The sequence below is a fragment of the Rhodococcus sp. NPDC049939 genome (assembly GCF_040656415.1).
In the GTDB taxonomy this organism is placed as follows: Bacteria; Actinomycetota; Actinomycetes; order Mycobacteriales; family Mycobacteriaceae; genus Rhodococcus_F.
Genome location: NZ_JBFAMC010000005.1, coordinates 91950 through 106886 on the forward strand (window position 1 = coordinate 91950; position 14937 = coordinate 106886).

A 14937-nucleotide genomic window follows, 5' to 3' on the forward strand; every position below is an offset into this window, starting at 1 on the left:
AGTTGCGGGACCAGGCGGGTCCGCGCCCCGGCGGGTCGTGTCGATCCGGATAGGTTGTCCGCAATTCCCGTATAGTCCGCACCGGCGAGGGAGACCAGTCGGTTTCTTGTTTGTGCCCTGCGGGCGGTGCGCCCGCAGAGATGTCGTGCATATCCATCTCCTCTTTGGTCGAAGGAGTCCGATCACGATGCCTCACAACGCTATTGACCTGTTTTTCTCTGGGCGTGACGCCGGAGCAGGCCCCCGAATCCGACGACGGCGCACGGCGGGATTCGTCGCCACCCTCGCCGCGGGACTCACGCTCACGGCCGCCCCGGTGGCGCAGGCCGACACCGTCGAGACCACGATCCCGGTCGGCGGGGAGTCGTTCGAGGTTGCGATCACCCCGGACGGAACCCACGCCTATGTCACGAACCCCTACGCCAGAAGGGTTTCGGTGATCGACACCATCACCGACACCGTCACCGGCACAATCGAGGTCGGCGGCGGGCCGTACGGGGTCACGATCACCACTGACGGAACCCGCGCCTACGTCGCCAATACTTCCGACGACACCCTTTCAGTGATCGACACCGCTACCGACACCGTCACCGACACCATCGACGTCGACCCCTTCCCGTTCACAATGTCGATCACCCCCGACGGAACCCGCGCCTACGTCACCCACCGCCTCGACCACACAGTGTCGGTGATCGACACCGCCACCAGGACCGTCACCGACACCATTGACGTCGGGCTCTACCCGTACGACGTGGAGATGACCCCAGACGGTACCCACGCTTACGTCACCAACGAGGGCGACAATTCGGTGTCGGTGATCGAGACTGCAAGCAACACCGTCAAGACCACGGTCCCGGTCCCCGGGGCGCCGAACGGAGTGGCGATCAACCAGGACGGCACCAGTGCCTACGTCGCCAGCTACGACGCGGTGTCGGTAATCGACACCATCACCGGCACAGTGACCGGCACCATCGACGTCGATGGTGGGCCGAACGACGTGGCGATCAACCCAGAAGGCACCCGCGCCTACGTCACCGACTCCGCCAACACGGTGTCGGTGATCGACACCATCACCGGCACAGTGACCGGCACTATCGACGTCGGCGGCAATCCGTCCGGGGTGGCGATCACACACGACGGCACCCGCGCCTACGTCACCAACGAAGGCGGCGACACGGTGTCGGTGATCGCGATCGAGCGGGCACCGACCGTGGCCGGCACACCCCCGGCCGGTGCTGTCGGACAGCCCTACGAATACGCCTTCACCCTCACCGGGCAGCCCGCCCCTGTCACCAAGCTCACCCTGGGTACCCTGCCCGACGGGCTGACCCTCAGTGGTGATGGTGTTCTGTCCGGTACCCCCACCACCGCAGGACAATTCGAGTTCACCGTCACCGCCGGCAACGGCATCGGCGACGACGCCAACCTGCCCGTCGTCCTCGACATCACCGAGGAGCCATCGGACGGGTCCTTGGGACTGCTCGGACCCTTGGGGTTGCTCGGGGCCTTGGGATCGCTCGTGTCCCTGGGGTCGTAGATCCTGAGACGACGACGCCCCCACCTCATCCGGCGGCTACAAGTGTCGACGCAACACCTGTCGGTCTAGTTGGGGGTCAGTAGATCACGCAGGCGCTCGGCTGGAGAGTCCCAGCCGAGCGTCTTGCGTGGACGGCCGTTGAGTTCCCGAGTCGACGTACTCGAAATCCTCCGACCCGTACACGGACAGATCGACGCCCCTGGAAAAGTACTGGCACAGCATGCCGTTGGTGTTCTCGCTCGATCCCCGTTGGCACTGCGATGCCGGATCGCAGAGGCGGCAAGGAACTGCCGGCTCAATGCCTCGAGCTCATCAGCTGAAAGCGATACCCGGTGGTCGCGGGGCCAGGCGCGTTCGTGCCCAAACGGGGCGTGTCGATGGGGTGTACCCCTACCCCCATCCCGTATAGTCTGCTCCTTGCACGGGGGACCATACGGTTTCTGTTTTCGCTCTGTGGGGGCAGCCGCAGAGGTGCCGTGCCATCCGTATCTCCTCATAGGTCGAAGGAGCCAGATCACGATGCCTTACAACACGATTGACTTGCCCCGCCCTGGAGGCGGGATCCGCACCCGGCGACGGCGCACGGCGGGGATAGTCGCCGCCCTGTCGGCGGGGCTGATGCTCACAGCCGCACCGGTGGCGCATGCCGATACCGTCATCGACACCATCGACGTCGGCGACGACCCGTCCGGGGTGGCGATCACCCCCGACGGCACCCGCGCCTACGTCACCAACTTCCGCGGCGAGACGGTGTCGGTGATCGACACCACCACCAACAAGGTCACCACCACCATCGCCGTCGGCGACTACCCGCGCGCGGTGGCGATCACCGGCACCCGCGCCTACGTGACCAACAACGACGACGGCACGGTGTCGGTGATCGACACCACCACCAACAAGGTCACCACCACCGTCGACGTCGGCAAAGAGCCGTCCGGGGTGGCGATCACCCGGGACGGCACCCGCGCCTATGTCACCAACGAAGGCGGCACGGTGTCGGTGATCGACACCGCCACCAACAAAGTCACCACCACCATCGCCGTCGGGGGTACGGCAACCGGGGCGACGATCACCCGGGACGGCACCCGCGCCTATGTCACCGATGGGCCGAACGACGTGGTGTCGGTGATCGACACCGCCACCAACAAAGTCACCAGCACCATCGCCGTCGGCGACTTCCCGCGCGGGGTGGCGATCACCGGCACCCGCGCCTACGTCACCAACCGGCGTGACGACACCGTGTCGGTGATCGACACCACCACCAACAAAGTCACCACCACCATCGCCGTCGGCGACTACCCGGGCGCGGTGGCGATCACCCCCGACGGCACCCACGCCTACGTGACCAACAACGACGACGACACCGTGTCGGTGATCGACACCACCACCAACAAAGTCACCACCACCATCGACGTCGGCAACGGCCCGTCCGGGGTGGCGATCACCCCCGACGGCACCCACGCCTACATCAACAACTGGTCGGACGACACGGTGTCGGTGATCGCGATCGACCAGGCACCGACCGTAGTCGGCACACCCCCGGCCGGAGCGGTCGGGCAGCCCTACGAGTACGCCTTCACCCTCACAGGGCAGCCCGCCCCTGTCACCAAGCTCACCCTGGGTACCCTGCCCGACGGGCTGACCCTCAGCGGCGATGGCGTTCTGTCCGGCACCCCCACCACCGCAGGACAATTCGAGTTCACCGTCACCGCCGGCAACGGCATCGGCGACGACGCCAACCTGCCCGTCGTCCTCGAGATCACCGACACACCGCCGACCGGGTCCCTGGGATCGCTCGAGTCCTGGGGTTCGTAGACCCTGAGACGACGACCGCCCCACCTCGAAGAACGAGATGCGCCGCTCCATTTCGCTGCCTTCGTCGCAATCATCTTCGGCGCCAGCGTCTTCCTGGTGAGCAAGCGTGACGCCTGAGCATCTGCGTTGCTCCTCGAGCGCCCGGTCGGGATCCCCGGCCGGGCGCTTTGCACTATCTTCGGCCGATTGAGAGGAGGCCCGAGCTGTGCGGATCGGGGTACTGGCGTACGAAGGCTGCCTGGCGGCGGAGATCTTCGTATTCACCGACCTACTTCGCATCGCCAATCGTGTTGCGCGCGAGACGGGTGCTGCATCGATGGATCCGTTCCGGGTGTCGGTGATCGCGGCGTCGGCCGACCCGGTCCCGGCGGCTGGTGGGTTCCCGATCGGCGTCCGTCGTTGGCATCACCGTTTCGATCAGATCGTGGTGCCGGGATTCGAACTCGTGCCGTCCGAGGATCTCGACCCGCGGCTGACCGCCAGGCGTCATGAGACGGTGTTCCTCGAGTCTGCCGCCGACCGGGGAACCCGCATCGCATCGGTGTGCGTCGGCGCGTTCCTTCTGGGGGAAGCCGGCCTCCTCGACGGGCGCAGATGCACCACGTCGTGGTTGTTCGCGGCGCGCCTGGGCCGACGGTATCCCCGGACGACCGTGTGCCGCGAGGCGTTGGCGGTTACGGACGGACCGATTACCACCACCGCGGCGTTCAGTGCGGCACTCGATCTCGCGTCCGCGCTCGTACGGGAGCACCTCGGCGACGACATCGCCCGCGCCACCGCCCGGATCGCCCTCGTGGCCGAGAACCGGACGAGCCAGGCACCGTACATCGTCGACTCGATGCTGCCGACCGCGAGGGCGCCGTTCGCGGACGACGTGGGCGCCTGGCTGGTGGAGCACCTCGCGGAACCCTACGACCTGAATCGGTTGGCGGGTGCGTTCCACGTCAGTACTCGAACGATGCTGCGCCGCTTCAGCGCCGAGACCGGACAGACGCCTCTCGACTTCCTCCGGCGTGCAAGGGTGCGTGCGGCGCGGAACCTCCTCGAAACCACCGACCTGTCAGTGGGACGCATCGTCGAACGCGTCGGCTACCGGGACACCGGAACGTTCCGGCGCCTGTTCGCGAATCAGGTCGGCGTCGGTCCCGCGGAGTATCGAAGGCAGTTTCGTGGCGAGACGACCACAAAAGGTGGCGATATCGCCTCTCTACTCGAAGACGGGCGCCCGACAGACTGACCGGACACGAAAGACCAGTCAGGGAGGACAACGGTGCCCGATCGAAGCCTGAACGAGGACGATCCGCTCGACGATTTCGAGCGAAGGACAATCGAGCTGGACGGTGTCGCGAAGGCGGTCTACGTTGCCGGACGTGGTCCGGGCGTGATCGTCATGCCGGAGATGCCCGGGATCAGCCCCCACGTCGCACGGTTCGTGCGGTGGGTGCGTGACGCCGGGTTCACCGTCTACCTGCCGTCGCTGTTCGGTCGTGACGGCGCCGTCCCACGCGTCGAGGAGGGTGTGGCGGTGCTGCGCCGGGCCTGCATGAGCGCCGAGTTCCGGGCGCTCGGCAGGAACGGGAGCAGCCCGGCGGTGCGCTGGCTACGCGCGCTCGCGCGATTCGCACACGACGAGTGCGGAGGCCCGGGTGTGGGCGCGATCGGTATGTGTTTCACGGGCAACTTCGCACTGTCGATGATGCTCGAGCCTGCGATGCTGGCGCCGGTGCTCTCACAGCCGTCGCTGCCGCTGGACGATCCGGACGGAATCGACAGCACCCCCGAGGAACTCGCCTTGGTGCGTAAACGCCTGGACGAGGAGGACCTGACGGTGCCGGCCTACCGGTTCTCCGGTGACAAGTTCTGTCGCGCACAGCGGTTCGCGGCGTACGAGCAGGCGCTCGGCGATCGGTTCGTCGCGCGGGTGCTGCCGGACAGTGCCGCGAACACCGAGACATCGCCGTTCTTCGAGCACGTGATCGCGAGCCCGCACAGTGTCGTCACCGCGCATCTGATCGATGAGGCCGGGCAGCCCACCGTCGCGGCACGGGACGAGATCCTGGCGTTCCTGGGCGAACGTCTGACGGGCTGAGAGAACGACCCGGGCTTCGCGCCCCGATACTGATCGACGATGAGGGGCCCGCCCCGAGGATTCGGAAATGGGCTCTGACGTGGGGCGGGCGGGGCTCGAACCCGCGACCAATGGATTATGAGTCCACGGCTCTAACCGACTGAGCTACCGCCCCATCACCGCGCACACTCGCTCGTGCGGCGTGCCGATGTTACCGCGCCGCCTCCACCGGCGCGTAGTCGGGAGGGAAGGTATTGCTCGCCATTCGCCGGTGGAGCGTGCCGACACCGCGTCCGCCGCGTCGAATGCGTGGACTGGTTCGACCACCGCCGGCTCCACAAGCAGGTTGCAGTCCTCAGCGATGCGACGCTTCTTCCGTACCACCACCTCATACCTGCCCTCCATCGTTACCGTTGTGTACGTTCATGGTTCGTCACCAATGCTCCGGCACGACACTTACGTGCGCATCGCGCCACCCCAGCGGATATGCGTCAAACCGCTTGCGAGAGTTCCTCGGAGGTGGCGGGTGAGACTGCCTCAGTTTCAACCTTGCAGTGCCTCAAACGTTTCTCGAGCAATGAAACGTTCTAGGAATCCGAGGATTTCGCATACGCCAAGCCCTTCGTTGGCTCTGCGAGGGACATAGTGGGTTGGTTCGTGACGCCGCACTGGGTGATCGCTTCGAGACGGGACGCGCCGGTGTGACCAGTTCTCCGTGGAGCCGTCACTGGCTGGGACGGTCGACGCTCTCGTTGTGGAGGCAAGTACAAGAAACCGGTCAGTTGGGTTCAGCTTGGGGTTCGAGGCCGAACCCGACTGACCCACCTCAGCGCGCGGGGAAACAGGAAACGGCCCCTCCAGACCAATGCCTGAAAGGGCCGCAAACCTGCCACAACATTCTGCTCCCCCGGCTGGACTCGAACCAGCAACCGTCCGATTAACAGTCGGAAGCTCTGCCAATTGAGCTACAGGGGATTGTCTTGCTGCGCATCGCCGTGCCCGGCGATGCGAGAGAAACTGTAGCGCATAGCCCTACCCCAATGCCAAATCGCCTGCCTATCGACGCATCGGGCAGGATGGGAGTAGGTTGTCGTGCGTCGGGAGGAAGCGGAAATGATGCGGTTGTTGATCGGTGTCGCTGCTGGGTACGTGCTGGGTGCTAAGGCGGGACGTGGGCGCTACGAACAGATCAGCCGGGCATCCAAGGCTGTGGCGAACAGCCCCGCTACAAAAAAGCTGGTGCAAGTGTCGCGCCAAAAGCTGTCCGACTCCCTGAATCCGCAACCCAAGCTCGAGCCGATGAAACCACTCGACGAGAAAACGACCGTCCTCGTTCCCCAGGATCAGCTGAAGAAGAAATAGCCACGCAGGGGCCCGCTACCCCATCACGGGTTGGTGTCGCCGATCGCCTGGTCGAGTAGTCCCCGCCGATACTGTTCGAGGGCGACGAGGTCGCCGAGCAAGGAGTGGAACTCCTCAGACTCCGCCGCAGGTGAGATCCGCTGCAACTTGGACTTGAGTTCAGCGACCTGCTCACCCACCCACACCTCTTGAAGGCGTGCGATCACGCCGGAAATGTACCGGGGGATGGTGTCTTCTTCAGCAGGTAGCGGCTCGACCGCGAGTTCCGACACGAGTGACGCCGCAGTGACGTCCTCGACCCCCCGGCTGACGGCGTCGACCCAATCGACACCACCGAGACCGGCGCTGGCGCCGCCGGCGGCGATCATCGACTCTCGGATCACAATGTATGCGGGGTGGGTGAATGTCTCTACCGGCAGTGAGTCGAACACGGTTCCAGCGATCGATGGGTACTGCAATGCGCCCTTGAGTGCCTCACGCTGAGCCCAGAGTGTCGGATCGTTCGGCCGGGGCCGCGACAGCCCCACCGGCAACTGAGGGGCGTCGCTTTCGTCGACTCGTGCTGCCTTCTTCTTCGGCGGCGGCGGCATCGAACCACGCGTGGAGGCACGCTTGCGCGCCTCCTCCCGCACACGCTGACGCACCGCCGCAATCTCGTCCCAACCGACCCAGCCGGACAGTTGGACCGCGTAGCTGTCACGCAGCGTCGGTTCCTTGATCCGCGCGACGACGGGCACCGCACGTCGGAGGGCTTCGACGCGGCCTTCGGCGGTCTCTAGATCGTGCTCGGCCAGCATCGACTTGACCACGAATTCGAACATCGGGACGCGGCGCGCCACCAAGTCACGAACGGCGACGTCCCCGGACTTCTGCCGGAGTTCACAGGGATCCATCCCCTCCGGCGCAATGGCCACGAAAGTTTGCCCGGCCATCTTCTGATCACCCTCGAACGCCTTCATCGCTGCGGCCTGACCAGCCGAATCGCCGTCGAAGGTGTAAATGATCTCGCCACGAAAGTAGCTGTCGTCCATCAACAGTCGGCGCAACAAGGCCAGGTGGTCGTCGCCGAATGCGGTGCCGCAAGCTGCTACGGCGGTCTTGACTCCCGCCTGGTGCATGGCCATGACGTCGGTGTATCCCTCGACGACCACGGCCTGATGCCCCTTCGCGATCTCCCGCTTGGCAAGATCGAGCCCGAACAGCACCTGGGACTTCTTGTACAGCATTGTTTCCGGAGTATTGACGTACTTTCCGGGCATGGTGTCGTCATCGAACAACTTGCGCGCGCCGAAGCCGATGACGTCGCCGGCCAGGTTGCGGATGGGCCACAGCAATCGCCGATGAAAACGATCGATGTGGCCGCGGCGCCCTGCCTTCGACAGCCCTGCGGCCTCGAGTTCCTTGACGTCGAAGCCCTTGCCCAGCAGATGCTTGGTGAGGGTGTCCCAGCCGTCGGGCGCGTATCCGCAACCGAATTTCTCGGCGGCCTGAGCATCGAAATTGCGTTCGGCCAGATAGTCGCGCGCCGCCTGGGCGTCGGGTTCCTGCAGCCGGGCCGCGTAGAAAGCCTGAGCGGCCGCATTGGCCGCCACAAGACGTGCGCGGGTGCCCCGATCTCGCTGCACCGACGTGCCGCCGCCCTCGTACGAGATGGTGTATTGCAACCGATCGGCGAGCTGCTCGACGGCCTCCACGAAGCTGATGTGATCGATCTTCTGGAGGAACGAGTAGACGTCTCCACCCTCTCCGCACCCGAAGCAGTGGTAGTGCCCGTGGTTGGGCCGGACGTGGAACGACGGCGACTTCTCGTCGTGGAAGGGACACAGCCCCTTCATGGAGTCACCGCCGACTCGCTTCAGGGAAACGTACTCCCCCACGATGTCTTCGATTCGAGTGTGCTCACGAATGGCCGCAATGTCACGATCGGGGATTCTGCCAGCCACGGCAGATAGTGTAGGCGCTATCTGCGCGCCCGGACTTCCGACTCACGGACAGGGGTTCGTCGGGTCTTCGTCGCGCGGTGGGCTCGCTCGTGACCAGCACCTAGCCCCAACTGGCCTGGGCACCCAGGCTGGCCTTGTCCACCCGTTCGAGCCGGCTCTCGGTGTAGGAGGCGATCTGGTCGACCACCACTCGAACGCGTGCGGCGTCGTCGACCGCCGAGTGCCAGGTAGGAACAAACAGTGGGTCGAGACCGGCGGGAGCGGTCGCTAGCAGCCACTCGGCTACCCGGTGCACCCGTTCGCGCTGACGCTCCTGCCTTGCCCTGTGCACCGGATCGGACATCACGTAGTCCAGCGCAAAGGTCTTGAGCAACGCCACCTCGGCTGCGACGACCGGTGGGATCACCAAGTCCGCGCTGTAGCGGGCGAGCGGCCTGTCGCCATGGACGGCACGAGTTCCGACGATCGCTGCGTTCGCGAACCGCCCGACCAACTCGCTGGTCAGGTTCTTCAGCGCGACCGAGCTCGCGAGCGCGCCGTCGTAGTTTCCTTCCACGAGTGCTACGACCGGCAGGCGACTCAACCGCTGCCCTGCTTCGACTAGTTCCTCGACGTCGAGTTCACAGAACTCCTCGGCACCGAACTCGGCGAGCGCCCGGCGATCCTCCGGGTCGGCCAGCGAACGCAGATCGATTCGCCCGTCCATCACACCGTCCTCGACGTCGTGGACGGAATAGGCGACGTCGTCCGCCCAATCCATCACCTGCGCCTCCAGGCATCGACGGCCCTCGGGTGCACCTTGCCGAATCCAGGCCAGCACGTCGGCGTCGTCGTCATAGGCGCCGAACTTCACACCAGGCCCCGACCTCGTCCACGGGTACTTGATCGCCGCGTCCAACGAGGCCCGAGTCAGATTGAGCCCGGCACTGCTGCCGTCTGGGAAGAGCACCTTCGGCTCCAGGCTCGACAGGATGCGCAGATTCTGGGCGTTTCCCTCGAAGCCACCGCAGTCCCCGGCAACCTCGTCGAGCGCCTTCTCACCGTTGTGACCGTAGGGTGGATGGCCGATGTCGTGGGCTAGTCCCGCAAGGTCGACCAGATCGGGATCGCAACCGAGCCCGTCCGCGATTCCACGACCGATCTGCGCGACCTCGATCGAATGCGTCAACCGGGTGCGGGGGGTGTCGCCGTCCCGGGGACCCACCACCTGTGTCTTGTCGGCAAGCCTGCGGAGTGCGGCCGAATGCAGAACGCGCGCACGATCACGGGAGAAGTTCGACCGGTGCTGCGGGGCCGCAGCCCGACCCTCGGGTATCCCTGCCTGTTTCGGTGCCTCGTGAACGCGGCGGGCAACGTCGTTTTCGGTGTAGACACCGCCGAGGGGTGTCGTGTGTGTTGTCATCGAGAAGTTACTGCCCCGTCGGATAAGGGAAGTCGGCCGAGAAGTGGGTGAGCTGATACCAGATCAAAGCTGCCGTCTCCCGAGCGATTCCATGGAACTGAGATTCACGGGTGTACACCGCGGGCCCTTGCCGGGTCGGCGCCGTCCAGGCATCGAGGCCGGCATCGCGTGCCATAGTCCGGGTCCGCAGCGAATGCCAGGGGTCGCTGACGAGAACCGCTGAATTGATGCCCTGATCCTTCATCTCCTCACTGACGGCTTCGATACTCAGCAGGGTGTCGGACCCCTCCTGGACCGCCGTGATGCTGTTTGCAGGCACGCCACGATCTATCAGGTAGTTCTTCCCCGACGCGGCCTCGGTGTACTCGTCGCCCTGTTGCTTACCGCCGACCGTGATGATCTCGGGAGCGACTCCGTCTTCGTACAGTTTGTATGCCTGCTCGAGCCGAGCCTCGAAAACCGAAGAGGGGGTTCCCGAGTATTGCGCGGCACCGAGCACGACGATGGCATCGGCAGCCGATCGGTCGTCGATCCGAGCCACCTGCCACACCCGTACCGCGGTGCCCACAACTAGCACAGCGGGGATCAGGATTGCGCCGGCAATCGCCCGGCGGGTCCATCGGGCCAGCCCGCCCCGAAACCCCGACCACGTGCCGGAAGAACGGCCCTCGAAGTCGGGGTGTTCACGCCTCGGTGCGGAATTCACTCCCCGATTCTGCCAGCTATCGCCACTCCCGCCCCATGAAGACTCGCCATACCCGATAGATTTGCGAGATGGCACTCGCACCAGCCCTCGAGCAGATACCGTCGTCCCGCCCGCGACCGAAGGCTGCCGGTGCTCACAGATTGGCAGCCCTCGGCGCCGTTACCACCCTCCTCGGTCTCGTAGCGATCCTCTTCGGGCCTGCCATCTCTTGGGCGGAAACACCGCTGCGACTCCCCGGCCAGATCACGGATGAAGTCGGGGCCCTCGACGCCACCGAGCAGAGCGACGTTCAGTCCGCGATCAACCGCCTCTATGACGAGCACAGGGTGCGGTTGTGGGTGGTCTACGTCTCCGACTTCAGTGGCCTCGACGCCCAGTCGTGGGCAGCTCAGACCGCGCAACTGTCCGCCTTCGGCGACCGAGACGCTCTACTCGCCGTCGCGACCGTCGACCGCGCGTACGCACTCGACGTGCCGGGCGGACAGGGGGTCACCACCTCCGAGGCCGAGTCCATTCGGGTGAATGCGGTGGAACCCGCACTGCGAGTGCAGGACTGGGCGGGCGGCGCAATCGCTGCGGCAGAAGGGCTCAACAGCGCGATGAGCTCGAGCGGCGGGATGTCGGTGCGAACGTTACTGATCGGCGGCGCAGTGGTGATCGTGGGTGCAGGCGGAGTCGTCTTGTATTCGCGCAAGAAGAAGCAAGACCGAGTCCTCGCCGGAATCGAAGCTGCCCGCAACATCGACCCCGAGGACAAAGCCGGCCTCTTCGCCCTCCCACTACCCACCTTGGACGAACGCGCCAAGGAGATCTTGGTCGAGACCGACAACGCGCTGCGCTCCAGCCAAGAGGAACTCGACTTGGCCAGGGACGAATTCGGCGACCAAACCGTTGAAACGTTCACGGCGGCATTCGAGAAGGCACAATCCGCACTCGCAGCAGCGTTCACCATTCGTCAACGACTCGACGACGCGATTCCCGAGACTCCGGCGCAGCAACGCGAGATGCTCGTCGACATCATTACCTCGTGTGGCCGCGCGGATCGCGAACTCAACGAACGGGTCGAAGAGTTCGACGGTCTCCGGGATCTGCTCATCAACGCCCCCGACCGGCTCGACGCACTCACCAGGAACATGGTCGCGCTGACCGTGCGTATTCCCGATTCCACCCAGACCCTCGCCACTTTGCAGACCGAATTCCCCTCCACTGCAATTGCTTCCATCGCCGACAATGTGACGATGGCGCAGGAGCGGCTCGACTCCGTGGAACAGTCCGTGGCAGAGGGGCGGGAAGCGATCGCGCTGCCGCCCGGTAAGCAGGGACCGGCGGTCTCGGCGATTCGCGCCGCTGAGGGCGCGCTCGAGCAGGCGAGAAGTCTGCTCGACGCAGTTGACCACGCGGCGGACGACATTCGCCACGCCATCGCCACATTGCCGGCGGCGATGACCGACGTGGAGGCCGGAATCGCCGCAGCCGCCAAGTTCACCGAACAAGGCGGTGCCAAACTCGCCGAAGCCCGGGCGGCCGCCGAAGCTGCCCTGGAATCGGCGCGGGCCTCTCAGGACACCGACCCACTCGGGAGCTTCACCCAGATCGTCAAGGCCGACGCCCATCTCGATGCCGTCCTTGCCGAGGCTCAGGAATCGCACCAGCAAGCCGAGCGCGCTCGGCAGCACCTCGAACGGGATCTTGTGGGTGCGCAATCGCAGGTCACTGCGGCTTCGGACTTCATAGGCACCCGCCGTGGAGTTGTAGGCGCGGAGGCTCGCACCCGTCTGACGGAGGCGCGGCGTCACCTCGCGAGCGCGCAGCAGTTGCGCGACACCGACCCCTCTCACGCATTGCAGGAGGCGCAGGCCGCGTCGGCCCTGGCTTCCGACGCCTTGCGGCTTGCTCACAACGACGTCAGCCAGTGGGAGTCGCGCCAGCGCCCCGGGCCCGGAAGCGGAGGCAACAACGCCGCAGGGATGATCCTCGGCGGCATCGTGATCGACAGCATCTTGCGCGGCGGGTTCAGCGGGGGCGGCAACTGGGGAAGCCGAGGCTCGGGCGGCGGCGGCTTCGGCGGCGTCCCGCGGTCGTTCGGTGGACCGAGCAGCTCCGGCCGGATCAGCGGTGGCGGCCGCTTCTGACGCCTTGCCTGTGGCGCAAGACCTCGCACAGCTGGTTCGCCAGTTCGCCTCTCTAACTTGCGTTTGCGGTAGCGTGTCCCGGTCAGTACATGTAACCAGGCGAGGGGTGCGGTTGTGACGGTCAAAGTTGTTTTCCTGCACGGCATCGGGGACGGGGATCCAGAGGCCGGTTGGTTGGAGGGCCTCAATCGGGGACTGACACAGAATGGACACGACCCGATCGACCGCGCGGACACCCTCGCTCCCCGCTACAGTTCCTTCCTCACCACAGAGGGAATCGGCGCGAAGCTGCCACCGAGGACCTATGACCTCAAGGACGATTCCAAGGCCCAATTCGAGTTTGCGCGCCGCCAGGCCAGGATCCAGCGGGGTGTGGATCTGATGCCGACGCCTTCGGGGATGGGTGTGCACCTGGTGCCCGAGGGCCCGCTGAATGCAGCGCAGGGCCTCGCGGTCGGTCACGTTTCCGCATACAACCTCCCCCAGGTGCGGCGATACGTCCGGAACGAACCGCTGCGAGGCGCCGTGCTTCGCTATCTACTGGACCAGGATTTCGGCAACGAGATCATCCTGATCGGTCACAGTCTCGGCAGCGTCATCGCGATCGATCTACTCGACCACCTTCCCGAAAGCGTTCACGTCAGGCGGTTTCTCACGATCGGCAGCCCTGCGAGCGCACCCTCGCTCCACGAAGGCAGCGAGCGACTCTTGAAGAGATTTCCATACGCGCGCGTCGATACCTGGTCCAACTTCTTCAATCCCCGCGACCTGGTGACCGGGGGTCGAGGACTGGCATCGACGTTCCCCGCCGCGCAGGATTTCGCCATCGACATCGGCCCTCTCGAACACGGTGCACGCGCATACCTCGAACACCCGGCGGTATCGAGGCTGGTTGCTCAGATCGTCTATCCCAGCAAGGGGCTCGCGTTGGCCAAGCCCGACATCGCCGTACGTTTAACCGACGCCCAAGCCTCTGTCCTGCTGCTGCTCCGCTACGGTCACGTCGTCGCCAGGTACATCAAGAACAAGGAGGCTGCCGAGCGCTACGCCGGTGCACTACGCGTTCGACAGGATCAGGTCATCGCGGAGATCGAGGAACTGGCGACTGTCGGAGGGCAGCCCCTAGCCGACGAGTTGCTCCAGCTTGCGGACGGGGCCCTGCCTACCGTGCCACACCGTTGGGAACTCGACGAGGCCGTCAATGAACTCGTTGTTCTCGCTCTCACCAATGCGGTCGATCCGTACGAAATCGATGTTGAGCGGGCACCGACTCAGGCAATCCCCGAGATAGCAGCCATGCTCGGTTTCAGCACAAACGTGGGTGCGACGGTGGTTCAAGCAGTCGAGGACGTCCAGAAGTGTCTGGACCGCAGGGGTGGTGTTCCGTGGGGTCGGGTACTGACGGCGGCGGCGGGGATCGCTCTGCTGGCTGCGGGTCCGATCGGATTGATCGCGGCGGCGCCAGCCACTGCCGCCGGTGCAGCCGCGATCACCGGCGGGCTCGCCGCGTTCGGTCCGGGCGGAATGGTGGGCGGGTTGGCCATGCTCGGCGGACTGGCGAGCACGGGTGCGGCAATTGCGACCACCGCGGTCACCGGCAGCGGCGAGGAAAGGCATTCGGCTCTCGACCTGAAGACTCTGATGCTGCGGGTGACCGTCGAACACACACGCAAGATGCTGGACCTCGAGTTCGACTGCAACCTCTGGTATCAACTCGCGGAAGCAGAAACGCAAGCGTCCGCCCAGCTGAACAGCCTCACGGCCTTCAGTAGTCCCAAGTCAGCGCGGGTGGTGGCGCTCCGTGAGCTCAAGGACTCACTCAGTCAGCTGATGAAGTTCGTCATCGACAACGGACTCGCACCCCGAGCGATTGCCGCCGGCGACGAGGTGCGCGTGGACGAAGCATCGGCTCCGATCGAGATCAGCTAGACCCCGAAGCGCCCCGATCCCCGTTATGACTTGGTGGGACCGC

Annotated in this window: 10 protein-coding genes, 2 tRNA genes and 1 pseudogene; 7 read left to right on the forward strand and 6 right to left on the reverse strand. The window is 65.3% G+C overall.

Going from position 1 to position 14937, the window contains the following annotated elements:
• The first annotated feature begins 187 nt into the window (after positions 1-187).
• Positions 188-1537, forward strand: a complete 1350-nt coding sequence (locus AB0I57_RS17335) for a YncE family protein (RefSeq protein ID WP_358337804.1) — start codon at positions 188-190, stop codon at positions 1535-1537.
• Positions 1538-1602: 65 nt separating this feature from the next.
• On the opposite strand, the pseudogene AB0I57_RS17340 reads toward AB0I57_RS17335, so the two are convergent.
• Positions 1603-1810: pseudogene (locus tag AB0I57_RS17340) on the reverse strand (IS30 family transposase); the annotation flags it as partial.
• A 246-nt stretch (positions 1811-2056) separates the two neighbouring features.
• Here AB0I57_RS17340 and AB0I57_RS17345 point away from each other — a divergent pair.
• From AB0I57_RS17345 to AB0I57_RS17355, 3 genes are all read left to right on the forward strand, one after another.
• Positions 2057-3352: a YncE family protein gene (locus AB0I57_RS17345; RefSeq protein WP_358337807.1), complete on the forward strand. Its 1296-nt coding sequence runs from the start codon at positions 2057-2059 to the stop codon at positions 3350-3352.
• Between the two features lie 205 nt (positions 3353-3557).
• On the forward strand, positions 3558-4589 hold the full coding sequence (locus tag AB0I57_RS17350) for a helix-turn-helix domain-containing protein (RefSeq protein WP_358337810.1): 1032 nt from the start codon (positions 3558-3560) through the stop codon (positions 4587-4589).
• A 33-nt stretch (positions 4590-4622) separates the two neighbouring features.
• A complete protein-coding gene (locus tag AB0I57_RS17355) occupies positions 4623-5441 on the forward strand; it encodes a dienelactone hydrolase family protein (RefSeq protein WP_358337813.1) in 819 nt (272 codons plus the stop codon).
• 80 nt (positions 5442-5521) lie between these two features.
• Here the strand turns inward: AB0I57_RS17355 and AB0I57_RS17360 are convergent.
• A tRNA-Ile gene (locus AB0I57_RS17360) sits at positions 5522-5595 on the reverse strand.
• Between the two features lie 727 nt (positions 5596-6322).
• Positions 6323-6395: transfer RNA gene (locus AB0I57_RS17365), tRNA-Asn, on the reverse strand.
• A gap of 138 nt (positions 6396-6533) precedes the next feature.
• Between AB0I57_RS17365 and AB0I57_RS17370 the strand changes: the two genes are divergently transcribed.
• Positions 6534-6782: a hypothetical protein gene (locus AB0I57_RS17370; protein ID WP_358337816.1), complete on the forward strand. Its 249-nt coding sequence runs from the start codon at positions 6534-6536 to the stop codon at positions 6780-6782.
• A gap of 23 nt (positions 6783-6805) precedes the next feature.
• Here AB0I57_RS17370 and dnaG read toward each other — a convergent pair whose 3' ends face one another.
• From dnaG to AB0I57_RS17385, 3 genes are all read right to left on the reverse strand, one after another.
• Positions 6806-8725, reverse strand: coding sequence for a DNA primase (gene dnaG, locus AB0I57_RS17375; protein ID WP_358337819.1), 1920 nt, complete (start codon positions 8723-8725; stop codon positions 6806-6808).
• 100 nt (positions 8726-8825) lie between these two features.
• Positions 8826-10127 (reverse strand): deoxyguanosinetriphosphate triphosphohydrolase, encoded by a 1302-nt coding sequence (locus AB0I57_RS17380; protein ID WP_358337822.1) that lies wholly within the window; start codon positions 10125-10127, stop codon positions 8826-8828.
• 7 nt (positions 10128-10134) lie between these two features.
• Positions 10135-10755 (reverse strand): YdcF family protein, encoded by a 621-nt coding sequence (locus AB0I57_RS17385; protein WP_358338315.1) that lies wholly within the window; start codon positions 10753-10755, stop codon positions 10135-10137.
• Positions 10756-10901: 146 nt separating this feature from the next.
• On the opposite strand from AB0I57_RS17385, the gene AB0I57_RS17390 reads away from it, so the two are divergent.
• Entirely contained in the window at positions 10902-12965 is a 2064-nt protein-coding gene (locus tag AB0I57_RS17390) for a TPM domain-containing protein (protein WP_358337824.1), read from the forward strand.
• Positions 12966-13079: 114 nt separating this feature from the next.
• Complete coding sequence (locus AB0I57_RS17395; RefSeq protein ID WP_358337827.1) at positions 13080-14894, forward strand: hypothetical protein; 1815 nt, start codon at positions 13080-13082, stop codon at positions 14892-14894.
• Positions 14895-14937 lie beyond the last annotated feature (43 nt).

Coding starts and splice junctions, on each gene's coding strand:
- AB0I57_RS17335 (WP_358337804.1), top strand. CDS start 188: ATGCCTCACAACGCTATTGACCTGTTTTTCTCTGGGCGTGACGCCGGA.
- AB0I57_RS17390 (WP_358337824.1), top strand. CDS start 10,902: ATGGCACTCGCACCAGCCCTCGAGCAGATACCGTCGTCCCGCCCGCGA.
- AB0I57_RS17380 (WP_358337822.1), bottom strand. CDS start 10,127: ATGACAACACACACGACACCCCTCGGCGGTGTCTACACCGAAAACGAC.
- AB0I57_RS17370 (WP_358337816.1), top strand. CDS start 6,534: ATGATGCGGTTGTTGATCGGTGTCGCTGCTGGGTACGTGCTGGGTGCT.
- AB0I57_RS17345 (WP_358337807.1), top strand. CDS start 2,057: ATGCCTTACAACACGATTGACTTGCCCCGCCCTGGAGGCGGGATCCGC.